Raw genomic sequence first — 25,864 nt, 5'->3', positions numbered from 1 at the left:
ATTGCTCAAAGTATCTCAACATCAAGGATAATTTATTAAGAAAACTTTTCAGACAGGCTCTTATTCCTAATTTTTGCGCCTCGATTATTTAAATACTCTGTCTTAGAATTATTTGGCTCTCATTGCCCATATTGAAAAGGAGGTCTGCAATACTCAAATTGGGAGTAAAACCAAACCTGTCTTCAAAAACCTGATAATAAGGCACAGATATAAATTCATTATCAAGTTGTTGCCAATCTTTTTTCGGGTGAATTGTATCTCTGAAATCGGAATCTGCTCCGTCCAACTCTTTCCGGTAAAAATCTGTGTAACCGATATTCACATCGTCAATGTCGAGCAAGTCCAACACCAGATTCTGCAATTCTTCGTTGAAATCGAACAAAAAATCATATTTTTTTTCGTAAAAAGGCCGGAAATCGTCCTGATAATATTCAAAAAAAGGAGTGGAATTGTAAGCCGAAACCAATGCGTTCCAATGCACATGTTGCCAATTGCCATGATCGGCGATGCGAATATCGCGCGTGAGGCATTTTAGAGCCGAAGAATGAACAACAGGAACCGAAAGGGGCATCTTCCCATTGGCCGACAAAATCGTGCAACGATTGCGATAGGATTGCTTCTGATAGTTTTCGTGCTTTTCTATATAAATCTTATCCGAGACAAGAAATTTGGAATAATATTCGATGGGTGCTAAATAGGCTGTCGACAAAAAAATACTCATAATCTGCAATCGTTCCCCCCTACTCTAGTTTTTAACCCACGTAAAAATTCTGTTCCAACGGATGCCGGCACTATCCGAACTATTCCAAATGAACGAGGCTTTGCCGATAATATCTTTCTCGGAAATGAACCCAAAATAGCGGGAATCGACAGAATCATCCACATTGTCGGACAAAAACCAGTAATAATCGAACAGAAAACTGTATGTTTTTGCCTCTTTTCCGTCAATTTTCAGACTGTTTTCGGAAAAAGAAACCCTATTTCCCAGCTCCGAAATCATGATATTTTTATACATCGGGATATTCGATCCAGTCAATTCTATAACTTCCCCTTTCCGAGGGACAAAGATCTGATACCTCGAAACCTCAGGTTCGGCCAATTCAACTTGTATCGAATCTTTAAAATTCTGGTTTATGAGAAATACCTCATACCTGTTGAATGAAGCATAATCGTAATCTTGCTGCGACTGAAAATTCCGCAAAGGAATATTCAACGAAGATATAACACCTTTCACCTTGTCAGAAATTTCTTTTCTGAACTTGAAACTCATCAGAAAATCGGGCGAAGTGACATATTTTTTCCCGTTTATCAGATAATTGTAGCCATCAACCGTAACCGTATCGCCGGGAACGGCAACGCACCTGCTGATGCAAAGGTTTCGCCTGTCGAGGGGTTTTCCGGTTTCGAGAGGATTGTTGAAAACAACCACCTCATTCCGCCCGACCTGCTTTGCAAATAAGCGGTGATAGCCGGTCTGCACAGCAGAAGAATATGACTTCATGCCCAGAAAAGAATCGAAAGTGAAAGGCACAGCAAGCCACGTAACAGGCATACGGATGCCATAAGCGGTTTTGTCGACCAACACTTTATCGCCTCTCAGCAAAGCGGTTTCCATCTGAGCCGAAGAAACAGAAAAAGACTCAACAAAAAAAGTACGGATAACAAGCACCACGAGCAAAGTGAGAAGAAACACCTTGCTAACAGACCATATTATCTTTGAAATTTTTTGCTTCATTTGCTATTTTTTGTTTGTTGCACGGGTGGAGCAGAGCCCCACCCCTACAATATTGCATTTTTGGAGTGTAGGGGTTTTCATTTCGGGCGTATGATTATACGCCCCTACATTGTCTCACAAATTAATCCTTTATTGCACTGGTAAACAACCTGTTCCAACGAATTTTTCCGCTAAACCATCCTTTGTCCTTATCGAGCGACAACCAGATAAACATCGGACGACCAACTATATGATCCTCAGGCACAAAACCCCAAGCACGCGAATCGGCCGAGTTGTCCCTGTTATCACCCATCATAAAATAATAGTCGTATATAAAAGTGTATGAATCAACCGGTTGACCATTTATGTAAACCTTACCGTCTTCATATTTGAAGTCGTTATGCTCATAGTTTTTGATACATCTTTCATAAGCCGCCACTTTATAGTCTACATCAGTGTCGAACTTGATAGTCGCACCACTCTTCGGAATCCACAATTTAGGAAAATCACCAAATTGGCAATGTAGGTTATAAGTCAGCGGATAAACGAAATCCTGTTCAATTTTATGGCCTGTCAGTTTTCCCATTTTTTTGTAGTAACTGTTTTGTGTGATTATCTTCCACACAAAAGGCTTACTTTTTAGTATGTCGACCATTTCCTGAGTCAAAGAAACGCGAGTGTGTATATTCCCAACATTTCCACCGTCTTTTACTTCAAATCCGAGATCACGGTAAATGCTATCGGGAATCACTGTATTCGGATTATTTGTAATTAATTCCTTTGTCGAATAGAACCCTATCTTAACATAGTCTTCTTCCGATATGCCCAATTCAGTAAAAAGTTTCTTGGAAATGGCAGTACCGTCAGTTTGAATGTAATAATACAGCTGCATGTTCTTAGGACGGGCAATCTTATTGTCATTGATATAAATATCATCGTCCTTCAATTCGATAAACTCGCCGGGAAGACCAACACAACGTTTCACATAATTCTCACGCCTGTCGACCGGACGATAAACAATATCGCCAAATTCACGCTTATTGCTCCAAACCACATCCCGGCCATATTCTTTACACAAAGCGTAATAGTCTTGGTTCTGCTTGTGCAGGGCAACCGTATCGCCCGAAGGATAATTGAAGACAACAATATCGCTCCGCTTAACCTGTCCTGTTCCTTTCAACCGTTTATATTCGATCTGAGGTTTTTCAATATACGATTTTGTGTTGAAAAAAGGAAGCGTATGTTGTGCCAACGGAAACGACAGAGGTGTCATTGGCGAACGGGCTCCAAAGCTAACCTTACTCACACACAAAAAGTCTCCCACGAGCAAAGTTTTTTCGAGCGAAGAAGAAGGTATCTGATAGTTCTGAAAGAAAAAAGTTGTTACCACATACGCAACAGCCAAAGCAAAAACAATGGCATCCACCCAATCCATAACCTTGCGGAAAGTCGGATTTTTCGATTTTTTCCAGAAAGCCCACGGAAAATATTTCAGAATATAACTGTCGAAAAATATCGGTATCAAGATCAGCACCAAATAATAATCGGACCAATAAACAAACAGCAAGCACAATACTGCCATTATGCCGAATTTAATCCATTTGCTCTTTGGCGCATTTTTTATGCGTTCGGAAAAAGACAATTTCTTTTTGTTACTACCCTCCATAATATTTTGTTGTATTCTTAAAATTTCAACATATCGTTCATTCCCAGAAAACCTTTCTTGTTGTGAGCAAATTCGGCTGCCACAACAGCACCCAAAGCAAATCCGTTGCGGCTTTTCGCATCGTGCTTAATGCTGATCACATCCACATCCGACTCGTACATGACTTCGTGAATACCGGGAACTTCTCCCTCACGTATGCAATGAATTGCCACATCGGAGGCAGAATTTTCTTCCTCCAGATTCCACGAAGATTTTCTGTCCACGTTTTCAATAATCCCTTCGGCCAGTGTAATGGCAGTTCCGCTTGGGGCATCAAGTTTATGAATATGGTGTATTTCTTCCATCTTCACATTGTAGTCGGTAAACTGATTCATAATCTTTGCGAGATGTTTATTCAAAGCAAAAAATATGTTCACACCCAAGCTGAAGTTTGAAGCATAGAAAAAGGTTTGTCCGTTTTTTTCGCAAGCCTCCTTCACCTTGTCAATATTGTCCAGCCAACCCGTTGTTCCCGAAACCACAGGAACATTAGCCTCGAAACATTTCATATAATTTGCCAAAGCACTTGATGGAGCTGTGAATTCGATGGCCACATCACTATCCTTGAAAATGGGCGAATCAAAATCTTCTTTATTATTTTCGTCAATTATTATCGAAATGCTGTGCCCTCTTTGTAAAGCTATTTGCTCTATGGTCTTACCCATCTTTCCGTACCCTATCAATGCTATTTTCATATATCCTACTATAAATATTCCAATTAATTAGTTTACATTATCTGCCAAAATATCACAAATGTACGCAAAAAAATGAATTGCAGATAACGAAGTTAGGGCAAACACCCGAATATTTTAATGTGATTGGTAGAGGGACTGTAACAAAAGGTACAAAACACAGACCCTTGTTTCACTCAGGATGAATAAAACGAAAAAGCCTAAATGCCTCCATCAATTTTATTTCTTTTTATTCGACTTATACAAATCTATCATTTCGCCCAAAGTTATTTTCAAGGTATTCATAGTTTCGAAAAATTCGGGAACCTGTGTATCATAAAAATTTCTGCGCATAAGAGCCAATGCATTCGCATACGAGTCTGGTGTCAAGAACAGCCCTACCCCTCTTTTTGCAAAAAGGATTTTTTCGTTCTGCAAATATTCAAGAGAACGCATCAATGTATTATGATTTACATCCAAACTCTTGGCCAATTCTTTTATCGTCGGTATTTTCATTTCGTTAGTCCATTCTTTCGAGACTACTTTTTGAGCAAGAATATCCACAATCTGGATATAGATAGGTTTGTTTTTGTGAAAATCCATTTTAAATTAATTTTATCATAGAATAAAGTTCGTATTAAATAATGCCAACCAGTATTTGAAAAATGTCGGATTAATTTCGACGTTTTTCAGATTCTGGTCTACTCGAAAGAGGAGCGTAAAATCTTACGCCCAAATATTTACATACATCGGGTGAAAAATTTTTCACCCCTACAACTGTAATTTTGTCGTCGCATGGGATTTGCAATCCCATGCTTGGCTACTACCCGGATTTAAAATCCGGAAAATAATAACTCCGGAGTTACAAAAACCCCAGAGAACGGGAAAAATCCAACTTATCTCAAATACTGATTCGCATGAATAATTATTATACAATTCTATAAAAAAATATTTATACACAAAAATTAATATTTAGAAAAATCACAAAAAACAGATAAATACTGCATTTGAAAGGGTACAAAAAAACTTAGTATTCTACAATAGTATATCTTTTCCCAAATTTTAACTTTAAAACGGGGAACAAAATAAGGGCAGATACTTTGTTTTTTTTGTCGTCAAGAGTGTCCCAAAAGTAAATCTCAGTGTCTTTTTGTCATTGAGTCGCCTTCGCTCCTCGAACGTTGTTTCTGAACAGAGTGAAGGATCTATTCTATAGAGCTTAGATTCTTGTTGTCGCACGGGATTTGCAATCCCATGCTTGGCTACTATCCGGATTTTAAATCCGGTAAATAATAACTCCGAGGTTACAAACCCCGGAGAACGGGGACGATAAAATTACAGTTGTAGGGGTGAAAAATTTTTCACCCGATGTATGCAAATATTCGGGCGTAAGATTTTACGCCCCTACTAGGAGATATTATTGTAGGGGCAGAGCAGAACTCCACCCGAAAAATGTCGAAATTAATCCAACTTATCTCAACCCCTGATCCGCATAATCTACACAAGTACTGATATATTTCTTCTTCATAAAAAAACAGGGCGAACGTATCAAAATATCTTTACTTCTCAAGTGTGCTTATATGGGGAATCTTTAGTTGCAGATGTATAAATTTATCGTTGCCGTGTATAGACAGCACCCCATCCATTTAACGAAAAAAGAAGTAAAATATACAGCTTGGGAAGAACAGGTTGGAAACATCTAAATATAAAATCTTATTTTTGTACAAAAAAAGATTTAAGAATGAAATTCAATTACGATGTAATAGTTGTTGGTGCAGGTCATGCCGGATGTGAGGCAGCGACAGCTTCGGCAAATATGGGCTCAAAAACTTTGTTGATAACAATGGACATGAACAAAATCGCCCAAATGAGTTGCAATCCTGCGGTAGGAGGAATTGCAAAAGGACAAATTGTTAGGGAGATTGACGCTTTGGGCGGTCAAATGGGAATAGTCACCGATACTACGGCCATTCAATTCCGAATGCTCAACAGGTCGAAAGGTCCTGCGATGTGGAGTCCGAGGGCACAAAGCGACCGTGCAAAATTTATCGAAAAATGGCGCGAAATAGTCGAAAACACCGACAATTTGTTCATCTGGCAAGACTCCGTTACATCGCTTATCATTAACAACAATATCATAGGGGGAGTTGTCACAGCAATGGGCGTTGAATTCACGGCAAAATCGGTCATTCTTACCACAGGAACATTTCTCAACGGATTGTTGCATATTGGCAAAGCCCAAATCACCGGAGGACGAATCTCCGAACCTGCATCTTACGGAATCACAGAACAACTGAAAGAAATTGGATTCAGAACTGATAGAATGAAGACAGGTACACCTGTAAGAATTGACGGTAGAAGCGTACACTTCTCAGAAATGGAAGAACAAAAAGGAGAAAACGATTTTCACAAATTTTCTTATCTCGACTTCAAACCCAGACCGCTAAAACAGGTTAGCTGCTGGATAACATACACGAACGAAAATGTACACGAAACGCTTAGGAATGGATTAGACGATTCGCCCCTTTATAACGGACAAATTAAAAGTATTGGTCCAAGATATTGCCCAAGCATCGAGACTAAGATTGTAACTTTCGCAGACAAAACATCTCACCAATTATTTTTAGAGCCTGAAGGAGAAAACACTCAGGAATATTATCTGAATGGGTTTTCGTCTTCTCTCCCACTCCACACACAGATTGAAGCATTGAAAAAAGTTCCTGCATTCAGAGACATTCACATCTATCGTCCGGGATATGCAATTGAATACGATTTCTTCGATCCCACACAGTTGAAATATACGTTGGAAACAAAGCAAATCAAGAATTTGTTTTTTGCCGGACAAATAAATGGAACCACAGGATATGAAGAAGCTGCCGGACAGGGACTCATCGCCGGAATCAATGCACATATAAATACCCATGGTGGTACGGAGTTTGTACTAAAACGAGACGAAGCATATATAGGTGTTCTTATTGACGACCTGGTGACAAAAGGTGTAGACGAACCTTACAGAATGTTCACTTCAAGAGCAGAATATAGAATATTGCTAAGACAAGACAATGCAGATTTCAGATTGACGGAAAAGGGTTATAACATAGGACTAGCAACAAGCGAACGAATGAACCTTTTGAACGAAAAGAAGGCAGAAACTGATTGTATATATAATTTCACAGCCGAATATTCGATAAAGCCTGAATACATAAATCCTGTTCTGGAAAAATTAGGCACAAGCCCATTGAAGCAGAAAATAAAACTTAAAGATTTAATTACACGTCCGCAAATAACGATAGACAACATTAAAGGTTCAATCCCTGCTTTCGATGAAGAGATAAATAAAATTTCAAACAGAAAAGAAGAAATACTAGAAGCTGTCGAAATCAGAATTAAGTATGACGGATATATAAAAAGAGAGCAGATGATAGCCGACAAAATCAGCAGGCTTGAGAATATTCAAATTAAAAACAAATTCGATTACAATAGTATTTTGTCGCTTTCAACAGAAGCTCGTCAAAAATTGAGTAAAATAAATCCGGAGACAATTGCTCAGGCAAGTCGAATTCCCGGGATTTCGCCTAACGACATATCCATCCTCCTCGTTCTTCTGGGAAGATGATTTTGAAATGTCACACGTGGAACAATTTGTTATTTTATTAAAAACCAATATATAACAGAATGACACTGCTTGAAATTATGATCAGCGTAAACATCGAAGCTATCCTTAAAATATTTGAAGGAAGTTTTCTTTTCGCAATAATTTTCACTGTATCATGTTTCTCATATTTTCGGCGAAACAAATACAAACAGGTATTTTTCTAGTTGTTCTAGATTTTGGTTTATCCTATCTTATACCACTTTCCAAACTTGAACATCAGATAAAGAAAGAAGATTGTGGAAAGAAAAAGGAAGAAAACGAGAGATAGCAGAAATGGAATATAGACTTGTTACACGTGGAACAAAAACTTAAAATATTGATAAATAAGATAATTAGAAAATAAAAAGACAAAAAAAATGAATTTAGACAATTTAAAATCGTCAGTCAGAAATATACCTGATTTTCCAATACCCGGAATACAGTTTAAGGATGTTACAACTATGTTCAAAGATCCTGAGATATTGAAGGCGTTATCTCTCGAACTAAAAAAGATGTATGAAGGAAAAGGTATAACAAAAGTTGTAGGCATCGAATCAAGAGGCTTCATCATGGGACCTATCATGGCACTTGAAATGAATGCAGGATTTATACCTATCAGAAAACCGGGAAAACTACCGGCCGATACATACGAAGAAACCTATGAAAAAGAATATGGATTAGACACAATTCAAATACACAAGGATGCTTTGAACGAGGATGATGTGGTTCTGATTCACGACGATCTATTGGCAACAGGAGGAACAATGCTTGCTGCTTATAAATTGGTAAAGAAAATGGGTGTGAAGAAAATATATGTCAACTTCTTGATAGAACTGGAGGATTTGAAAGGAATGGAGTTGTTTCCGAAAGATATAGAAGTAAAATCGCTTATAAAATTTGACAAATAAGGCTATGGATAAGTTTTCATCAAACAGAGAGTACCTTAAAAATATAATTGACAATATTCCGCAAAAGCCGGGATGTTACCAGTATTTTGATGAAAATAATAAACTTATATATGTAGGTAAAGCTAAAAATCTGAAGAAACGGGTTTCATCTTATTTCAATAAAATTCAGGATAACGTAAAAACACGTATTCTTGTAAATAAAATAAGAGATATTAAATACATCGTTGTAGACACGGAAGAAGATACCTTTTTATTGGAAAATAATCTGATAAAACAGTTCAAACCACGCTACAATATCATGCTTAAAGACGACAAAACCTACCCTTCTATTGTCGTCAAAAACGAATATTTTCCACGTATTTTCAAAACAAGGAAAATATTGAAAGACGGTTCACAATATTTCGGGCCTTATACATCGGTTCTCAGTATAAAAGCCTTACTGGAAACCATACACAAATTATACCCCATACGCACATGCAATTTGCGTCTTACACCGGAAAGCATTGCACAAGGAAAATTTAAAGTATGCCTCGAATATCATATAAAAAGATGTGCCGGACCATGTGAAGGACTTCAGAGTCTTGATGATTACAATAAAAATGTAAGCGAAATAAAAGAAATCCTGAAAGGAAATATCTCGATATTGAGCAAAACTCTGTACGAGGAAATGCAAAACCTTTCAGCAGAATTGAAATTTGAAGAAGCACAGGTAGTAAAGAATAAATACGAATTAATCGAAAATTTCAAGAATAAAACAACTGTTGTCAGTAACATAAACTACAATATCGACGTTTTCAATGCCATTGACGACGAAAACTCGTTTTATATCAACTATCTACACCTCAATAATGGGGCAATAACTCAAGCATATACGTTCGAATATAAGAAAAAGCTCAACGAAAGCAAGGAAGAATTGCTGGGAATGGGTATTATCGAAATGCGCGAACGCTTCAAAAGCAACTCTAAAGAAACGGTAGTTCCATATTATCCGGATATCAATCTGAGTAATACAACATTCACCATCCCACAAAAAGGGGATAAAATGAAGTTATTGAACCTTTCGTTGCAGAATGTAAAACAATATAAAATAGATAAACTGAAAAGATCGGACAGCCTGAATCCGGAACAAAAAAATACAAGAATACTGAAAACAATGCAGAAAGATCTGAACCTGAAAGATCTGCCAATACACATCGAATGTTTCGATAATTCCAACACACAAGGTACTAACCCGGTTTCAGCATGTGTTGTTTTCAAAATGGCTAAACCTTCGAAAAAAGATTACCGCCATTTCAACGTAAAAACGGTTGAAGGCCCTAACGATTTTGCCACAATGGCCGAAGTTATATACAGACGATACCATCGGCTTTTGGAGGAAGGCTCTCCCCTACCCCAACTCATTGTTGTTGACGGTGGCAAGGGTCAACTTAGCGTTGCCTGCAAAGTTCTGAAAGAATTAGATTTATACGGTAAAATCGCTATTATAGGAATAGCCGAAAAACTAGAAGAAATATATTATCCGGAAGATTCTATTCCACTATATCTAGACAAAAACTCTGAAACTCTGAAAGTTATACAACATTTACGTGACGAAGCTCACCGATTTGGCATTACTTTCCACAGAAATAAAAGAAGCAAAGGACAGGTGACTTCCGAACTGGATAAAATAAAAGGAATCGGGGCCGAAACCAAAAAAGCATTGTTGAAGCACTACAAGAGCATAAAAAGAATGAAAGAATCTGATATACAAGAACTTGAATCTGTTGTAGGAAAACATAGGGCAAAATTAATATTCGATTACTTTTCAACCAGACCTCATAAAATTTAAAAATAAAACCCTCGTTCGGCAACATTTCATCACTATCAAATGTTTTATTATCAATATGAATAATTTAAAACGACGATAGTATGAAAAGAAATTTAGATTATTACTTAAAAAACAAAATCAAATATTGGTGGGTATCTCTACTCATCGGAATAGTGGTTCTATCGCTCGGATTTTGGTGTATAGCCAATCCGCTAAGTACAATAATAACTTTCTCATATTTTTTTGCTATTAGCTTTTTATTCAGTGGGTTATTCGAAATAATCTTCGCTGTTTCAAACAAAAATTCTTTACATGGATGGGGATGGACACTTACCAGCGGGATAATTGATTTGCTATTCGGAGTCATTTTATTATCCCTCCCACCCGCATCAATAGCTACAATTCTGGCTTTTTTCGTGGGATTTTGGGTGATGTTCCGCTCCATTTGGGGGATGGCAACATCGATAGACTTGCAACGGATCGGTGCTAAGGGATGGGGATGGTCGTTACTTTTATCCATTTTGGGCATCATCTTGTCGTTCATATTCATAATAAGCCCCGCATTCACAAGCGTTGTGATAGTATGGATAATAGGATTTGCATTTCTGACCTACGGAATTTTCCGGATATACCTGGCATTTCAACTTCGGGCTTTAAATAAAGAATTGAGGAGATAATTATCTAAAAATAAGATAAATAAAGCTGTATAGACTTTTGTTTATACGGCTTTATTTATTTAGACCAAATTTAATTTATATTTTTGTATAAAAGACTTTAGAACATAGATAAATGCGGGTAGTTATACAAAGAGTACAGAAAAGTTCTGTCAAGATAGATAATGTAATAAAATCTTCCATCGAAAAAGGACTATTAATTCTATTGGGAATAGAAGATTCTGATAATCAGAATGATATAGAATGGTTATGCAACAAGATTGTCAACCTTCGAATATTTGACGATGAAAACGGAGTAATGAACAAATCGGGTATGGAAACTGATGCCGATATGCTGGTGGTGTCGCAATTCACTTTGTTTGCATCAACCAAAAAAGGCAACAGGCCATCCTACATAAAAGCATCAAAACCGGATATAGCCATACCGCTTTACGAAAGTTTCTGCGAAAACCTTTCAAACAAGATAAATAAGCCGGTGAAAACGGGTCAATTTGGAGCCGATATGAAGATAGAACTAATCAACGACGGACCTGTTACCATAATTATAGATTCAAAGATGCGAGAATAGCCTGAAAATACGAAATATGACGATAAAAGAAGCCCAAACAACCGTAGACAATTGGATAAAAGAATACGGTGTAAAATATTTCTCCGAACTCACCAATATGGCAATACTCACCGAAGAAGTCGGTGAATTGGCTAGAATTATGGCCAGAACATACGGAGATCAATCTTTCAAAAAGAGCGATTTAAACAAGAATTTAGCCGATGAAATGGCCGACGTGATGTGGGTGCTTATTTGCCTTGCCAATCAAACGGGAATAGACCTAACAGAGGCTTTCAGGAAGAATATGGAAAAGAAAACAACAAGAGATAAAGACAGACATATAAATAATTCAAAATTAAAGTGATTATGGAAAATTCGAACAAATATCTGGATGCTTTGAAACAATACAACACTGCTTTAGACGATTTGCAAGTCAAAACAGCCGTAGACAAAATTATTGCCGAAAACTTCGATAAAAACGATGATAAAGAGACATATAAGCTACTTTATTCATGTATTGATTTAACTACACTGAACACTACCGATTCGCGCGAAAGTGTATGGAAATTTACCGAAAGTGTAAACGATTTTGAAGGCTCGATGCCAGAAGTTGACAACGTTGCTGCTATATGTGTATTCCCAAATTTTGCCGAAACCGTAAAAGAAGCATTGACCGCACAGAATGTCAGAATAGCCTGTGTGTCCGGAGGATTTCCCAGCTCACAAACTTTTTCGGAAGTGAAAATAGCCGAAACAGCACTCGCCGTTGCCAGTGGAGCGGAAGAAATAGATATAGTAATGAATTTGGGTCACTTTTTCGACGAAAACTACGAAGAACTCTGTGAAGAAATAGATGAAATAAAACATGCTTGCAGAGAAGCACACCTGAAAGTAATACTTGAAACAGGAGCACTTAAAACTGCAGAAAACATTGCGAAAGCCTCTGTCCTGTCTATATATTCAGGCGCAGATTTTTTGAAAACATCTACCGGAAAAGTTTATGAAGGTGCCAGCTTGGAAGCTGCATACGTTATGTGTTCCATCATAAAAGAATATTCAGAGAAGACAGGAAAGAAAATTGGCTTCAAGGCATCAGGGGGAATAGCCACAACAGAAGATGCCGTAAAATATTTCACCATCGTAAAATCTGTCTTGGGCGAAGAATGGTGCAACAGCGAACTTTTCAGAATCGGAGCAAGCAGATTGGCAAAAAATCTCCTTGAAAAAATTAAGTAAACAAGAAATTATGCACCACTGAAAAAGGAAAATACTTACAAATATTTTTATAGAGAAGTGATAGAAATATCACTTCTTTTTTTGTCTCCAATCAAAAATAATTATAGAAACAGAAGGAAAAATGAAAGTAACATATAGACAATATATATGTTAATATAAATTCAGTAATTATACTACATTATAAATATATAATTAATATTATTCTGAATATATTGATATTACAAATTAAAAACGAATACTTAAAAATATAATTTTTATTTATAATAATAGATATATAGAAAACTATTATTAGTTACAAGGTAAAAATGAAAAACAAAAAATAATCAAAAAAGAAAAGATAGGATTAAATATCATTTCAAAAAAGTGTAATGATATACCGAAATAATAAGTAAAAAGAGAAGAAATTTGAATAGATGAAATCTAATAACAATAATTTAATATAGATTGCATTAATTAAAATCTATACAACATAAAAGCATCTAAAGAAAGGAAATAAAAAGAAATTGACAGAGCTGAATCAGAATTTTCGATCAATTATAAAATCAAGTACATCAATTAAGGTTTCTCTTATAGAATTATTAGATACTTCCTCAATAAGTTCAATAGCTCTAGTTTTATATGAATCAATTTTAGAGTAAGTGTACTCTACCCCACCATTAGACCGTGCAAATTGGATTAATTGTTCAACATTTTCATCAGAAAAATCTGATTTATAAATAATATCGAACATTTGTGCCGAATTTTCAGCCGGTACATTTTTCAAAGCATACAAAAGAGGAAGTGTCACTTTGCCTTCCTTTATGTCGTTACCGGTTGGCTTGCCAACATCGTTAGAAAAGTAGTCGAAAATATCGTCTCTCAGTTGGAAGCAAATACCGAAGTACTCCCCTATCCTCTCAAACAAATTTATATCACTTTGAGATCCTCCGGTAGAAAGAACCCCAACCTTCATACAAATTGAAAGAAGAGATGCTGTCTTTTTCCTGATCACTTCAAAGTACTGGTCTTCATCAATAATAATTTCTTTTGCCAAAGACAACTGGTTCAATTCTCCTTCTGCCAAATTCCGACCCAATTTTGATACCTCCGAAATAATTTCAAAGTTCTGAGTCATAACACTTTTAATGAGAGCAGCCGAAAGAAAATAGTCGCCGGCCAAAACTGCCACCTTATTATCGTAAATGGCATTCATAGATGGGCGTCCTCTTCGAAGCATCGATTCGTCCACAACATCGTCATGAATCAGAGAAGCGGTATGCAACAACTCTAAAGTTATTGCAGCAGAATAAGTTGTATCATTAATTTCTCCACAAGCCTTGGCTGCAAGAAGCAACAAAGTAGGACGAATTTTTTTTCCGTCCGACTTAAAGGAATATTCTATAATTTCCTGGATTCTTGGATTTTGACTCGATATAGAACTTCTATATAACGTATCAAATTTTTCCAGTTCTTGAGCAATGGGCTTTGTAATGAGAAGCCTTTTATTCATAGCTAATTATCATTGAAATGCAAATTTATAAATATTTCGGCATACAGACACAAATATTTGTAACTTTACGTACTTAAATAATATATAAATACAAAAATTATGAAATTATTTCTCTTAGATGCTTATGCTTTGATATATAGATCCTATTATGCATTCATAAAAAATCCGAGAATAAATTCGAAAGGACAAAATACATCAGCCATTTTCGGATTCGTAAATACTCTGGAAGAATTACTTCGCAAAGAAAATCCCACTCATATTGCGGTGGCATTCGATCCTCCCGGAGGAACTTTCCGTCACGAAGCCTACGAACATTACAAAGCTCAACGTGAAGAAACACCCGAAGATATAAGAAAATCTGTGCCTATTATTAAGCAAGTGATTGATGCTTACAACATTAAGATAGTAGAAGTTCCCAGATATGAAGCCGACGATGTGATCGGAACAATTTCTAAACAAGCCGAAAAAGAAGGATTTGACGTATATATGATGACTCCCGACAAAGATTACGGTCAGTTGACAAGTGAGCACATATTTATGTATAAACCAAAATTTGCCGGCAATGGATTCGACATATTAGATTCGGATGCAATTAAAGAAAAATATAATCTTGCATCAACCGAACAAATGATAGACCTACTCGGACTGATGGGAGATGCTTCCGACAATATTCCGGGTTGTCCGGGAGTTGGACCAAAAACCGCAGAAAAGTTAATTTCAGAATTCGGATCAATTGAAAATATTCTGGAAAATACTGAAAAAATAAAAGGAAGCCTAAAAACTAAACTTGAAGAAAATAAAGAACAAATCATTTTCTCAAAATTTTTGGCAACCATAAAAACAGATGTGCCAATCGAATTCAAAGAAGACGAATATCTGAGAAAAGAAATCAACGAAGATGAAATTCAAAAATTATTTGAAGAACTTGAATTCCGTACACTAATAAATCGTGTGTTGAAAAAAGAGGAGAAAAATATCAAGTCCCCTACCCCATTTCAAACTTCTCTGTTTGAAGAATTCAATACAAATACTCAGGAAGAAAAAAAATATTCAAATCTCACAGAGTTAAACGACATTGATCATAACTACGAATTCATTGATAATGAAACAGATATGATCAATTTGAAGAAGAAAATTTTAGATCAGGAATTTGTATCATTTGACACCGAAACCACCGGAGTTGACCCGATTAGCAGCGAATTAGTAGGAATGTCATTCTCTTTTAAAGAAAATGAAGCCTATTATGTTGCCATTTCTCCAAAATTTGAAGAAGCAAGAAAACAAGCCGAAATTTTCAAGGAAATATTGGAAAATGAAAAAATATGTAAAATAGGACAAAATATAAAATATGACATCATCGTATTGAAAAAATATGGAATAAACGTAAAAGGTAAACTTTTCGACACCATGATTGCCCATTATCTGATCAATCCCGAATTGAGACACAACATGGACTACATGGCCGAAACCTACCTGAACTACAAAACCATCCATATAGACGAACTCATTGGTGCAAAAGGAAAAAACCAACTCAATATGCGGGATATTCCTCAAAGCAAGATATGCGACTATGCTTGTGAAGATGCCGATATAACTCTGAAATTGAAGAATATACTGGAAAAAGAAATTGCGGAGAACAAACTCGAAAAACTTCTGTACGAAATTGAACTTCCTCTTGTTTATGTGCTTGCCGATATGGAATATACCGGAGTGAAACTAGACAGACAAGCCTTGAAAGAATCGTCGGAAACTCTTACTAAAGAATTGATAAAACTTGAAACAGAAATTCATAAACTTGCTGAATTAGAATTCAATATAAACTCGGCAAAGCAAGTAGGGGAGGTGTTGTTCGAAAAATTGAAGATCGTTGAAAAACCTAAAAAAACCAAAACAGGCCAATATACAACAAGTGAAGAAGTGCTGGAAAGCCTGAAAGATAAACATCCGATAGTAGGCAAAATTTTAGAATATCGTGGACTTAAAAAATTGTTGAGCACATATATAGATGCTCTGCCACAATTGATAAACAAACTGGATGGCAAGATACACACATCTTATAATCAAACTGTTACTTCAACAGGACGTTTAAGTTCGAGTAACCCGAATCTTCAAAATATACCCATCAGAGACGAGCAAGGCAAGGAAATCAGAAAAGCATTTATTCCGGATGATAACTGCACTTTCTATTCTGCCGACTATTCTCAGATCGAGCTCAGGATAATGGCGCACTTGAGCAACGACCCGAATATGTTGGAAGCATTTAACAGTGGTGAAGATATTCACGCAGCAACAGCAGCAAAAATATACAAGAAACCAATAACCGAAGTCACCAGCGATATGCGAAGAAAAGCAAAGACTGCAAATTTTGGCATTATATATGGCATCTCCGTTTTTGGTCTTGCCGAACGTCTCACCATACCCAGAAGTGAAGCAAAAGAACTTATCGACGGATATTTTGAAACTTATCCGCAAGTGAAAGAATACATGGACGAAAGTATAAAAATTGCCAAAGAAAAAGGTTATGTTGAAACAATTTTGGGCAGAAAAAGATACCTTCCGGATATCAATTCACACAATGCCACAGTACGTGGATATGCTGAGCGTAACGCTATTAACGCGCCCATACAGGGTAGTGCAGCCGACATCATAAAGATAGCAATGAACAATATTTACGACAGATTTGAAAAAGAAAATATCAAATCGAAAATGATACTTCAAGTGCATGACGAATTGAATTTTAATGTAGTGAATGAAGAAATGTCACACGTGGAACATATTGTTAAAGAAGAAATGGAAAATGCAGTAAAATTATCCATTCCTTTAAAAATTGATTCAGGAAAAGGCAAAAACTGGCTCGAAGCGCATTAAACGAATCAAATACTTTTAATTATAAATATGATGATCAACGAAAAGAAAAAGAATGAGCATTTCATTCTTTTTCTACTAATATTAGCTTTTCTATCCATTCTGATGATTTTCTGCTATCATCCCGAAAACAAACTATATCAAATAGGGGATGATGTAAATTTTCATTACAGAAGAATCGGCGCACTGATAGAATCGCTAAGCAACGGAACTTTTCCTGTCTACATAGACAACAGCGCGGCAAATGGAATGGGATATGCTACAAAATGGTTTTACTCCGATTTTCTGCTGATACCTTTTGCGCTGATAGCCAAATATACAAGTATCGCCATAGGATATAAATCTCTGATTTTTGTTATAACTTTTTTGTGTGGTTTATTCACATTCAAGTTGACCAAAAGAGTATATAACAATAATTTTGCTGCCTACATTTCGGCCATAGTATACACTTTTTCGTATTACAGATTGTTCGATCTTTACAACAGATCTGCTTTAGGTGAGGCGATCTCCTTTACATTTTTGCCAATCGTATTTTTAGGATTGTACGAAGTGATAAAAGGAGACTACAAAAAATGGTATATCCTCACCATCGGGTTTTCATTGCTATTGTTGTCGCACCTGTTATCTTCATTCATGACGGCTATTTTCGTAATTATCTTTATAATAATATATTACAAAGATTTTCTCAAAAACACCGCAAGAATAAAATACCTGATAATAGCAGGCCTGGTAACTATTCCCATTGTTGCGTATGCAATTTTCCCCATGTTTGAACAAATGCTGTCGAACGAATTTTATCTGAACAGTAAGATGCCTTACAACGAAAAATTGCCGATAACAACAATTCTAAAAGGAATGGCAGGAGGATTCACTCCAAATCAGTTCGAATTTTTACCGGGAATAGGAATCATACTGACAATAATGGTAATATCAAGAATTTTTATCAAAAAATCGGAAAATAAATACCTGAAAAGTGCCGATATCAGCACAATTATAGGATTAATCTGCATAATATTGACAGCAAGTTTTGTTCCTTGGGCAAGATTTCCTTTATCATTGATCAGCACCATACAATTTCCGTGGAGGCTACTCGAATTTTCTACTTTCTTGTTATCCGTTTCAGGAGGATTGTACCTGTCTGTGCTTATCAAAAAAAGAAAATACAAATACATAGCAATGGGAGTGATAATATCAGCTTCGTTAGTTTTAATAACGATAAACAGCTACAATTATCTTAACTCACCAGATCTAAACTATGAACTAAATCAAAACAATACTATAAGAAATCCTAAACCAATAACAGACAATAATTTCCATTTGGGCAATCTGGAATATGTTTCACACAAATTTCCCAGTTATCCGAGTGTAAGATTTCCCAACACGGAATATATGTATGATAGAAGCAAAGAAATAAAAACAGAAAAAAATTCTATCGTAGAAAAGATTTCGGAAGACGATGGGGTAGGGGTCTACACTTACAACATAACCATAAAAGAAAAGGATAATATAGAATTTCCTAAATTGTATTATAAAGGCTACTCGGCCACAATGAACGGAAAAAATATTCCTGTGGAAGAAAGCAACGAAGGCCTGATAGAAATTTCTGCAGAAGAATCGGGTCAGTTAAAATTATGGTATGGAGGAACTTTTATTCAAAAAATAAGTTTATATATTACCGGCATATCTATATTGGCACTGTGTTTGTTTGTATATTTGACCGGTAAAAAAAAGAAAAAAACAGAATAACATGCTCGAATTTCTGATGCAATACGGCTATATAGGTCTATTTTTAGCTTGTTTTTTGGCAGCTACCATATTGCCTTTCAGTTCCGATTTCATATTTGTCGGACTACTTATCGCAGGTTTAAGCGTATGGCCTTGCATACTTATTGCAACTCTCGGAAATTGGTTAGGAGGCATGACAAACTATTTTCTGGGAAGGTTGGGTAAGATAGAATGGATAGAAAAATACCTGAAAATACCTCCCGAAAAAATATATAAAATGCATGCCTGGTTGCAAGGAAAAGGCGCATTTATGGCATTCTTTACATGGGTTCCTTTCGTTGGCGACTTGATGGCTGTTGCACTAGGATATATGAGAGCCAACTTCACTTTGGTAACTTTAAGCATGTTGGCCGGAAAATTCAGCAGGTATGTAGTTGTCATGTACTTATGGAAAATAGGCAGTGATTGGCTACCTTTTATGCAGTAACAAACAATATAAAGAAAAAATGTCAACAATACTTTTTGATGAAATAGTTTTCGGTCCCATCCACAGCAGGCGTTTGGGAACTTCGTTAGGCGTAAATCTTTTACCCTACAACGGAAAAGTATGCTCATTCGATTGCATATACTGCGAATGTGGATATAACAAAGACTTCAGAACTAAAACGCCTCTTCCCAGCAGAGAAAACGTGAGAGATGCCCTCGAACATAAATTAGAAAAACTCGTCTCCGAAAACATCGTTCCTGATGTTATCACATTCGCCGGAAATGGTGAACCAACGCTTCATCCTCAATTTGCCGGAATAATAGATGACACCATCAAGCTGAGAAATAAATTTTTTCCGGATGCAAAAATCAGTGTCCTGACAAATGCAATGCACATCGACAAGGATAAAGTATTTGATGCCCTCAGGAAAATAGAAAACAGCATCTTAAAACTCGACTCTGCTTTCCCGGAAACTGTGAAACTAATAGACCGTCCGGCATCGAAAAATTATAGTATTGAAAAACAGGTGGAACTATTCAAAAAATTTGATGGTGATTTCATCTTACAGACAATGTTTCTGAAAGGAACACACGACGGGAAAATTGTAGACAACACAACCAAGGAAGAAATAGAAGCCTGGCTAAAAATTGTAAAGGAAACAAATCCGAAAGAAGTAATGATTTATACAATTGATAGAGAAACTCCTGAAAAAAATCTGGAAAAAGTATCTAAAGAGGAACTAAATAGGATAGGGGAGAGGGTAAAGGAATTAGGAATAAAAATAAATGTAGCAGGATAATCAATAAAATAATAAGACTATGAAACCGTCTAGACTTTTTAAATTATACTTAATTTTTGATTTTTTGTCATGTTGAACGTAGTGAATTAACAATCGACGAAGCGAAAGCGAGTCAAACATCTAAAAAAACAGATCCTTCGATACTCTCAGGATGACAAAATTGAATAAAACGAAAAAGTCTAGACGGTTTCTATATTAAAATTAAAACAAACATGGTAACAATAGTTTTTTCACATCCTTGGCATGGAAGTTTCAACAAAGCAATTCTTGACACTATCACCGAAAAATATGAACAAGAAAATACTGCTTATCAGGTAATTGATCTGCATAAAGATAATTTCAACCCGGTTTTCACAGAAGAAGAACTTGCCCTCTACTCGAAAGGAGGATACAAAGATCCACTCGTAGGAAAATATCAAGAAATGATAAAAAAATCGGATAAAATGATTTTTATGTTTCCTAACTGGTGGAACACCATGCCGGCAATTTTGAAAGGATTTTTCGATAAGGTTTTGCTGGTAAATTTTTCTCACAATTACGTAGGTGGATTCAATGCTCTACTCGACATAAAAGAAACCCTTTTAATCACCACTTCCGAGAGCCCTACGGAAGCTTTCAGGCTGGCGGTGGAGCAACACATCATAAAAGACATGCTTTCGCCCGTAGGCTTTAAAAACATTGCTTGGATGAATTGCGAAAAAACAGCCCACGGACCGGAAGAGAACAGAAAGCAGTTTCTCGAAAAAGTAAAGGAAACAGTATAACTAAGCTACAATTTACAAATAAGGGCTATATCGCAATGATACAGCCCTTTATATTTTTCATATAAAATTGAGAAATCTTATTTCAATTTGTTCAAGTTAGCAATACGCTTGTCAAGATCAGGGTGAGTTGAAAATAATTTGTTCACAGCATCAGTACCACCGGCACCGGCTTCTTGTTGAATTTTCAATAATACACCTAGCGAAGAAGCCATGTTTTTAGGATCTTTCTTGCATTTCTTCATAAATTCGAAACCATACTTGTCAGCAGCAGTTTCTTGTTTTTGAGAATATTGTGCATTTGTCAACGCTTCACCTAACGCACCAACTTGCGATTCTGAAAGTTGAGCAGCAGTACCGCCGGCAGCTCCTGCAGCATCTTTAAGAGCAGAAGTTAAAAGAGCAGTTTTAAACGCGTTTTTAGAGTCTTTGTTAGCAATGTGACCAATTTCATGACCAATTATAGCCATAATCTCATCATCAGTCATAACGTCCATCAAACCTGCAAAAACACGTATGCTACCATTAGCACAAGCAAAGGCATTGATATTAACAACCCATCCGGCTCTAATGTCAAGTTTCAAACCGTCTACTTCTTTGATAGGAATTTGAGCAACAATTTTTTCAAGTCTTTCGGCACATTCTCTCATACCTTTATCTTTGTCTGTTGTGCTGCAAATAGGATATTCTTTATCGAACCAAACAACATATTCGGCGCAATAGGCAGCCATTTGCTCGTCGGTAAGAGTGAAAGCCTGAGCACCTTTTACAGCTGCACCTACAGCTTTGTCAATTTTTATCTTTCCAAATTGTGCATTCGCTACCAAGCTAAAAGACAAAATAAGTCCTAGTGTTAAAATAATTTTTTTCATAAATAAAGTATAAATTAAATATTATATAGTTTGTAAAAGCTCCTACATTTGTGTTTGACTTGAGGCAACACACCAACACCATATCACAAATTGAATGACAAATATAAATAAAATTTAGTATTAATATTTAAAAATTCAGATACTTATTTCATTCGGTTTTCACATCCATACAAAATCAGTTTCATTCAACAATTTATTATATATATTATATATTTCTTTTTTAAATAAATTTATGTTTATGATAATATCCTGTTGAAACTGTTGATATTTTAATGTTAAATATCTTGCAAATTCTCTTATTAAAAATAGGAATTACGATATTAGCGTTCTATTAACAAAAGTATGGTTACGATTTGTGCTGTTTATCTATGAGTTACAAACTTTATTAATATCCTGTTGAAAAACTACGTTGTTAATATTATTTTGAGCTTTATTGCATAAAAGCATGTTAGTAATCTTTTGAATAATTATTGAAATAATCCGGCTTTTAAATTTTGAAAATAGAAATGATTTTGCATACAAGAAGAGAATTGAATAATGCAAGCAATTTTTTTCAATAAATATCAACACTTATCAACAGGATATCAACAATCTTATTTAGAATCTTGTCTACTCGTTTACTTGTAACAGGAAACTAATTCATACAATATGTTCGTAATATAAAAATAATGATGTAAATTTGTAAGATAATCGATTAAACACTATGAATAAAGTTATTGAAAAGGAATATTTTTCGCCAAAAGTTGTAAAATTGGTGATCGAAGCGCCACTTATTGCCCGCAGCCGCAGAGCAGGGCATTTTGTGATAGTAAAAATTGGAGAAAAAGGTGAACGTATACCATTAACTATTGCCGATTCGGATATTGAAAAAGGTACAATAACACTTGTTGTGCAAGATGTTGGCAGATCGAGCCAAAAAATTTGTGCCCTGGAAGCAGGAGATTATGTTACCGATTTGGTAGGTCCGTTAGGTAAAGCCACACATATAGAAAAATTCGGGACAGTTATCTGCGCCGGAGGTGGGGTAGGGGTTGCCCCTATGCTTCCCATCATAGAAGCAATGAAAAAAGCAGGCAACCGGGTTATATCGGTTTTGGCCGCCCGCACAAAAGACCTTATCATATTGGAAGAGCAAGTTGCTAAATATTCCGACGAACTTATTATTATGACAGACGACGGATCGTATGGTAATCAGGGTTTGATAACAAACGGAATAGAAAAAGTTATTGAAAGAGAAAAAGTGGACTTGTGTGTCACTATCGGACCCGCCATTATGATGAAGTTTGTTTCTCTTCTCACACAAAAGCATAATATACCTACTATGGCTTCCCTTAATACAATAATGGTTGACGGAACAGGTATGTGCGGAGCTTGCCGTATAACGGTTGGCGGTAAAACAAAATTTGTGTGTGTTGACGGACCCGAATTTGATGCGCATCAAGTAGATTTTGACGAAATGCTTTTAAGATTGAGAGCATACAACTAATTAATAATAAAGTCATCTAGACTTTTTGTTTTATTCATAATTGTCATCCTGAGTATAGCGAAGGATCTGTATTTTTTAGATGTTTCACTGCGTTCAACATGACAAAACAAAAAAACATAATTGTAGGGACTGGGCTCTGCCCTCTCCGATAAACTATAATAGAAAACTGAAATAATGACAAGACAAGAATATATGAAGCAGAAACGCAGCGAAGAATGGAGAGATGAGCTGCGTAGGAGTTTAAAAGCAAAAGAACGCTCCGACAGGCCTAGAGTGCACATGACGGAACTTGATCCTGAATACAGAAGCCATCAACTGAAGGAAGAAGTAAACCGTGGATTAACAGAAGAGCAAGCACTTTTCGAGGCTGCACGCTGTCTGGATTGTGCCAATCCTACTTGTGTGACCGGTTGTCCTGTTGAAATTGATATACCTACATTCGTAAAAAATATAGAAAGAGGCGAGTTTTTGGAAGCTGCCAAATCGCTGAAAGAAACAAGTGCCTTACCTGCTGTTTGCGGTCGTGTTTGTCCTCAGGAAAAACAATGCGAAAGCAAATGTATCTATATACAAAAAATGAAAAAAGAGCCTGTGGCTATCGGTTATCTGGAACGCTTTGCTGCCGATTATGAACGAATGAGCGGACAAATATCCATACCTGAAATTCCTGAACGCAATGGTATAAAAATTGCTGTGGTGGGTTCAGGTCCCGCCGGATTGTCGTTTGCGGGAGATATGGCAAAAAGAGGTTATGACGTAACTGTTTTTGAAGCATTGCACGAAATAGGCGGTGTTTTGAAATATGGTATTCCCGAATTCCGTTTGCCCAACGAAATTGTAGATGTTGAGATAGGTGTTTTGGAAAAACTAGGCGTGAAATTTATGAAAAACTGTATTGTAGGTAAAACAATCAGTCACGAAGATTTGCATGCCGAAGGTTTCAAAGGCATATTTGTTGCCAGCGGAGCAGGTCTTCCTAACTTTATGAATATTCCGGGAGAAAACCTGATTGGCGTGATGTCGAGCAACGAATTCTTAACTCGTGTGAATTTGATGGACGCCTCCAATCCGGAAAGCGACACTCCGGTTCAAACGGGTAAAAAAGTTGCTGTGATAGGAGCCGGAAATACAGCAATGGATTCGGTTCGTACTGCCCGTCGTTTAGGAGCAGAAAGAGCAATGATCATTTATCGCCGTTCGGAAGAAGAAATGCCTGCCCGTGTGGAGGAAGTGAAACATGCCAAAGAAGAAGGTGTGGAATTTATGACCCTTCACAACCCTATTCAATACGAAGGAAATGAGAAAGGGCAAGTATGCCGTATGCAACTTCAGAAGATGGAATTGGGAGAAGCTGATGCTTCGGGTCGTCGTCGTCCGGTTGCCATTGAAGGTGCTACCGAATGGATAGATGTAGATGAAGTGATAGTGAGTGTGGGCGTATCTCCAAATCCGTTGATTCCTTCCACATTTGCAGGACTTGAAGTAACCAAATGGGGAACCATTGTTATCAATGAAGAAACAATGCGAACCGATCTTCCTGACGTATATGCCGGAGGTGACATTGTGCGTGGCGGTGCTACCGTGATTCTCGCTATGGGCGATGGACGTAAAGCAGCAGCGGCAATGGACGAAGCACTGAAAGGATAAAAAACAATGTAAGAGATTGTTTCTGCGTTCTGATTTCGACTATTGAGAAAGTTTCCGATATCGACTGAAATTATGAAAACACGAAAAGTTATTTTCCATTTGTTAGTTGCATTATTTTCACTGACAACGGTTTATGCTCAAACAAATAGTAAAGATTGGGCAAATATAAAGCGTTATTCGGAGCAGAACGAAGAATTTAGTAAAAAATCAGATATGAATATCAGGGCTGTTTTTCTCGGCAATTCTATAACAGAAGGTTGGGTGAAAAGCAACCCTGATTTTTTCAGTTCGAATAGTTATGTTGGCAGAGGAATAAGCGGACAAACTACTTCTCAATTTTTGTTGAGATTCAGAAATGATGTGGTGAATTTGAATCCCGAAATAGTTGTTATCAATGGAGGAATCAATGATATAGCCGAAAATGCAGGTTCGTATGATCATCACTTTACGTTAAACAATATCAAGTCGATGGCAGACATTGCTGTTGCAAATGGAATCAAAGTCATTCTTACATCAACACTTCCTGCTGCTAGGATTCATTGGAGAACAACTGTTTCTAATACTCCCGAAAAGGTGGCGGCTTTGAATATGGATATCCGAGCATTTGCTAAGGATAACAATATGGACTATGTAGATTATTATTCGGCTATGGTTGATGCTAACGGGGGTATGAAACCCGAATATACCACCGATGGGGTTCATGTTACCGGAGAGGGGTATAAAATGATGGAAAGGCTGATAAAAGAAGCAATAGATAAAATATCGGGACAATAAAACAATGAAACCGTCTAGACTTTTTCGTTTTATTCAATTTTGTCATCCTGAGAGTATCGAAGG

Annotated in this window: 22 protein-coding genes; 15 read left to right on the top strand and 7 right to left on the bottom strand. The window is 36.5% G+C overall.

Annotated elements, in window-relative coordinates; genetic code table 11:
• Window positions 1-88: 88 nt before the first annotated feature.
• The 5 genes from D0T56_RS14350 to D0T56_RS14330 form a co-directional block, all read right to left on the bottom strand.
• Entirely contained in the window at window positions 89-721 is a 633-nt protein-coding gene (locus tag D0T56_RS14350; protein ID WP_163320854.1) for a WbqC family protein, read from the bottom strand.
• Window positions 722-745: 24 nt separating this feature from the next.
• Window positions 746-1,735, bottom strand: coding sequence for a signal peptidase I (gene lepB, locus D0T56_RS14345; RefSeq protein WP_163320853.1), 990 nt, complete (start codon window positions 1,733-1,735; stop codon window positions 746-748).
• Between the two features lie 121 nt (window positions 1,736-1,856).
• Entirely contained in the window at window positions 1,857-3,380 is a 1,524-nt protein-coding gene (gene lepB / locus D0T56_RS14340) for a signal peptidase I (RefSeq protein WP_163320852.1), read from the bottom strand.
• 17 nt (window positions 3,381-3,397) lie between these two features.
• Window positions 3,398-4,114: a 4-hydroxy-tetrahydrodipicolinate reductase gene (gene dapB / locus D0T56_RS14335; protein WP_163320851.1), complete on the bottom strand. Its 717-nt coding sequence runs from the start codon at window positions 4,112-4,114 to the stop codon at window positions 3,398-3,400.
• Between the two features lie 216 nt (window positions 4,115-4,330).
• Window positions 4,331-4,693: a GntR family transcriptional regulator gene (locus D0T56_RS14330; protein ID WP_163320850.1), complete on the bottom strand. Its 363-nt coding sequence runs from the start codon at window positions 4,691-4,693 to the stop codon at window positions 4,331-4,333.
• Window positions 4,694-5,831: 1,138 nt separating this feature from the next.
• Between D0T56_RS14330 and mnmG the strand changes: the two genes are divergently transcribed.
• The 7 genes from mnmG (at window position 5,832) to deoC (ending at window position 12,896) form a co-directional block, all read left to right on the top strand.
• Window positions 5,832-7,706, top strand: coding sequence for a tRNA uridine-5-carboxymethylaminomethyl(34) synthesis enzyme MnmG (gene mnmG, locus D0T56_RS14325; RefSeq protein ID WP_163320849.1), 1,875 nt, complete (start codon window positions 5,832-5,834; stop codon window positions 7,704-7,706).
• Window positions 7,707-8,101: 395 nt separating this feature from the next.
• Entirely contained in the window at window positions 8,102-8,632 is a 531-nt protein-coding gene (locus D0T56_RS14320) for an adenine phosphoribosyltransferase (RefSeq protein ID WP_163320848.1), read from the top strand.
• A 4-nt stretch (window positions 8,633-8,636) separates the two neighbouring features.
• Window positions 8,637-10,460, top strand: coding sequence for an excinuclease ABC subunit UvrC (uvrC, locus tag D0T56_RS14315; RefSeq protein ID WP_163320847.1), 1,824 nt, complete (start codon window positions 8,637-8,639; stop codon window positions 10,458-10,460).
• Window positions 10,461-10,540: 80 nt separating this feature from the next.
• Window positions 10,541-11,116 carry an HdeD family acid-resistance protein gene (locus tag D0T56_RS14310; RefSeq protein WP_163320846.1) on the top strand — a complete coding sequence of 192 codons (576 nt, stop codon included), beginning with the start codon at window positions 10,541-10,543 and terminating at the stop codon, window positions 11,114-11,116.
• Between the two features lie 112 nt (window positions 11,117-11,228).
• Window positions 11,229-11,681, top strand: coding sequence for a D-aminoacyl-tRNA deacylase (dtd, locus tag D0T56_RS14305; RefSeq protein ID WP_163320845.1), 453 nt, complete (start codon window positions 11,229-11,231; stop codon window positions 11,679-11,681).
• A gap of 16 nt (window positions 11,682-11,697) precedes the next feature.
• The gene (locus D0T56_RS14300; RefSeq protein WP_163320844.1) at window positions 11,698-12,024 is read left to right on the top strand and encodes a nucleotide pyrophosphohydrolase; all 327 of its coding nucleotides are present in this window, start codon (window positions 11,698-11,700) and stop codon (window positions 12,022-12,024) included.
• Window positions 12,024-12,896 carry a deoxyribose-phosphate aldolase gene (gene deoC / locus D0T56_RS14295; RefSeq protein WP_370458811.1) on the top strand — a complete coding sequence of 291 codons (873 nt, stop codon included), beginning with the start codon at window positions 12,024-12,026 and terminating at the stop codon, window positions 12,894-12,896. The genes D0T56_RS14300 and deoC overlap by 1 nt, the downstream gene beginning before the upstream one ends.
• Window positions 12,897-13,413: 517 nt before the next feature.
• On the opposite strand, the gene D0T56_RS14290 is transcribed toward deoC, so the two are convergent.
• Window positions 13,414-14,385 carry a polyprenyl synthetase family protein gene (locus D0T56_RS14290; protein ID WP_163320842.1) on the bottom strand — a complete coding sequence of 324 codons (972 nt, stop codon included), beginning with the start codon at window positions 14,383-14,385 and terminating at the stop codon, window positions 13,414-13,416.
• 99 nt (window positions 14,386-14,484) lie between these two features.
• Here D0T56_RS14290 and polA point away from each other — a divergent pair, with 99 nt between their 5' ends.
• The 5 genes from polA to D0T56_RS14265 all read left to right on the top strand — a co-directional run bounded on the left by polA (window position 14,485) and on the right by D0T56_RS14265 (window position 21,025).
• The gene (polA, locus tag D0T56_RS14285) at window positions 14,485-17,253 is read left to right on the top strand and encodes a DNA polymerase I (RefSeq protein ID WP_163320841.1); all 2,769 of its coding nucleotides are present in this window, start codon (window positions 14,485-14,487) and stop codon (window positions 17,251-17,253) included.
• 27 nt (window positions 17,254-17,280) lie between these two features.
• A complete protein-coding gene (locus D0T56_RS14280; RefSeq protein ID WP_163320840.1) occupies window positions 17,281-18,996 on the top strand; it encodes a YfhO family protein in 1,716 nt (571 codons plus the stop codon).
• 1 nt (window position 18,997) lies between these two features.
• The gene (locus tag D0T56_RS14275) at window positions 18,998-19,462 is read left to right on the top strand and encodes a YqaA family protein (protein ID WP_163320839.1); all 465 of its coding nucleotides are present in this window, start codon (window positions 18,998-19,000) and stop codon (window positions 19,460-19,462) included.
• A gap of 19 nt (window positions 19,463-19,481) precedes the next feature.
• Window positions 19,482-20,261: a radical SAM protein gene (locus tag D0T56_RS14270; RefSeq protein WP_163320838.1), complete on the top strand. Its 780-nt coding sequence runs from the start codon at window positions 19,482-19,484 to the stop codon at window positions 20,259-20,261.
• A 212-nt stretch (window positions 20,262-20,473) separates the two neighbouring features.
• Window positions 20,474-21,025 (top strand): NAD(P)H-dependent oxidoreductase, encoded by a 552-nt coding sequence (locus tag D0T56_RS14265; RefSeq protein ID WP_163320837.1) that lies wholly within the window; start codon window positions 20,474-20,476, stop codon window positions 21,023-21,025.
• A 77-nt stretch (window positions 21,026-21,102) separates the two neighbouring features.
• Here the strand turns inward: D0T56_RS14265 and D0T56_RS14260 are convergent, their stop codons facing one another.
• Window positions 21,103-21,894: a M48 family metalloprotease gene (locus D0T56_RS14260; RefSeq protein WP_163320836.1), complete on the bottom strand. Its 792-nt coding sequence runs from the start codon at window positions 21,892-21,894 to the stop codon at window positions 21,103-21,105.
• 703 nt (window positions 21,895-22,597) lie between these two features.
• Here D0T56_RS14260 and D0T56_RS14255 point away from each other — a divergent pair.
• From D0T56_RS14255 to D0T56_RS14245, 3 genes are all read left to right on the top strand, one after another.
• Entirely contained in the window at window positions 22,598-23,380 is a 783-nt protein-coding gene (locus D0T56_RS14255) for a sulfide/dihydroorotate dehydrogenase-like FAD/NAD-binding protein (protein WP_163320835.1), read from the top strand.
• A 174-nt stretch (window positions 23,381-23,554) separates the two neighbouring features.
• Window positions 23,555-25,027 (top strand): NADPH-dependent glutamate synthase, encoded by a 1,473-nt coding sequence (gltA, locus tag D0T56_RS14250; RefSeq protein ID WP_163320834.1) that lies wholly within the window; start codon window positions 23,555-23,557, stop codon window positions 25,025-25,027.
• Window positions 25,028-25,099: 72 nt separating this feature from the next.
• Window positions 25,100-25,801: a GDSL-type esterase/lipase family protein gene (locus tag D0T56_RS14245; protein ID WP_163320833.1), complete on the top strand. Its 702-nt coding sequence runs from the start codon at window positions 25,100-25,102 to the stop codon at window positions 25,799-25,801.
• The last annotated feature ends 63 nt before the right edge of the window (window positions 25,802-25,864 follow it).

It is taken from the genome of Dysgonomonas sp. 520 (assembly GCF_010501095.1).
GTDB lineage: Bacteria > Bacteroidota > Bacteroidia > Bacteroidales > Dysgonomonadaceae > QVMP01.
Note: the sequence above shows the minus strand (reverse complement) of the source record. Positions and strands in the feature narration are given on the sequence as shown.

What these genes read in the sequence shown, in the direction of transcription:
- D0T56_RS14350 (WP_163320854.1), bottom strand. Translation starts at nt 721, where the DNA reads ATGAGTATTTTTTTGTCGACAGCCTATTTAGCACCCATCGAATATTAT.
- lepB (WP_163320853.1), bottom strand. Translation starts at nt 1,735, where the DNA reads ATGAAGCAAAAAATTTCAAAGATAATATGGTCTGTTAGCAAGGTGTTT.
- lepB (WP_163320852.1), bottom strand. Translation starts at nt 3,380, where the DNA reads ATGGAGGGTAGTAACAAAAAGAAATTGTCTTTTTCCGAACGCATAAAA.
- dapB (WP_163320851.1), bottom strand. Translation starts at nt 4,114, where the DNA reads ATGAAAATAGCATTGATAGGGTACGGAAAGATGGGTAAGACCATAGAG.
- D0T56_RS14330 (WP_163320850.1), bottom strand. Translation starts at nt 4,693, where the DNA reads ATGGATTTTCACAAAAACAAACCTATCTATATCCAGATTGTGGATATT.
- mnmG (WP_163320849.1), top strand. Translation starts at nt 5,832, where the DNA reads ATGAAATTCAATTACGATGTAATAGTTGTTGGTGCAGGTCATGCCGGA.
- D0T56_RS14320 (WP_163320848.1), top strand. Translation starts at nt 8,102, where the DNA reads ATGAATTTAGACAATTTAAAATCGTCAGTCAGAAATATACCTGATTTT.
- uvrC (WP_163320847.1), top strand. Translation starts at nt 8,637, where the DNA reads ATGGATAAGTTTTCATCAAACAGAGAGTACCTTAAAAATATAATTGAC.
- D0T56_RS14310 (WP_163320846.1), top strand. Translation starts at nt 10,541, where the DNA reads ATGAAAAGAAATTTAGATTATTACTTAAAAAACAAAATCAAATATTGG.
- dtd (WP_163320845.1), top strand. Translation starts at nt 11,229, where the DNA reads ATGCGGGTAGTTATACAAAGAGTACAGAAAAGTTCTGTCAAGATAGAT.
- D0T56_RS14300 (WP_163320844.1), top strand. Translation starts at nt 11,698, where the DNA reads ATGACGATAAAAGAAGCCCAAACAACCGTAGACAATTGGATAAAAGAA.
- D0T56_RS14290 (WP_163320842.1), bottom strand. Translation starts at nt 14,385, where the DNA reads ATGAATAAAAGGCTTCTCATTACAAAGCCCATTGCTCAAGAACTGGAA.
- polA (WP_163320841.1), top strand. Translation starts at nt 14,485, where the DNA reads ATGAAATTATTTCTCTTAGATGCTTATGCTTTGATATATAGATCCTAT.
- D0T56_RS14280 (WP_163320840.1), top strand. Translation starts at nt 17,281, where the DNA reads ATGATGATCAACGAAAAGAAAAAGAATGAGCATTTCATTCTTTTTCTA.
- D0T56_RS14275 (WP_163320839.1), top strand. Translation starts at nt 18,998, where the DNA reads ATGCTCGAATTTCTGATGCAATACGGCTATATAGGTCTATTTTTAGCT.
- D0T56_RS14270 (WP_163320838.1), top strand. Translation starts at nt 19,482, where the DNA reads ATGTCAACAATACTTTTTGATGAAATAGTTTTCGGTCCCATCCACAGC.
- D0T56_RS14265 (WP_163320837.1), top strand. Translation starts at nt 20,474, where the DNA reads ATGGTAACAATAGTTTTTTCACATCCTTGGCATGGAAGTTTCAACAAA.
- D0T56_RS14260 (WP_163320836.1), bottom strand. Translation starts at nt 21,894, where the DNA reads ATGAAAAAAATTATTTTAACACTAGGACTTATTTTGTCTTTTAGCTTG.
- D0T56_RS14255 (WP_163320835.1), top strand. Translation starts at nt 22,598, where the DNA reads ATGAATAAAGTTATTGAAAAGGAATATTTTTCGCCAAAAGTTGTAAAA.
- gltA (WP_163320834.1), top strand. Translation starts at nt 23,555, where the DNA reads ATGACAAGACAAGAATATATGAAGCAGAAACGCAGCGAAGAATGGAGA.
- D0T56_RS14245 (WP_163320833.1), top strand. Translation starts at nt 25,100, where the DNA reads ATGAAAACACGAAAAGTTATTTTCCATTTGTTAGTTGCATTATTTTCA.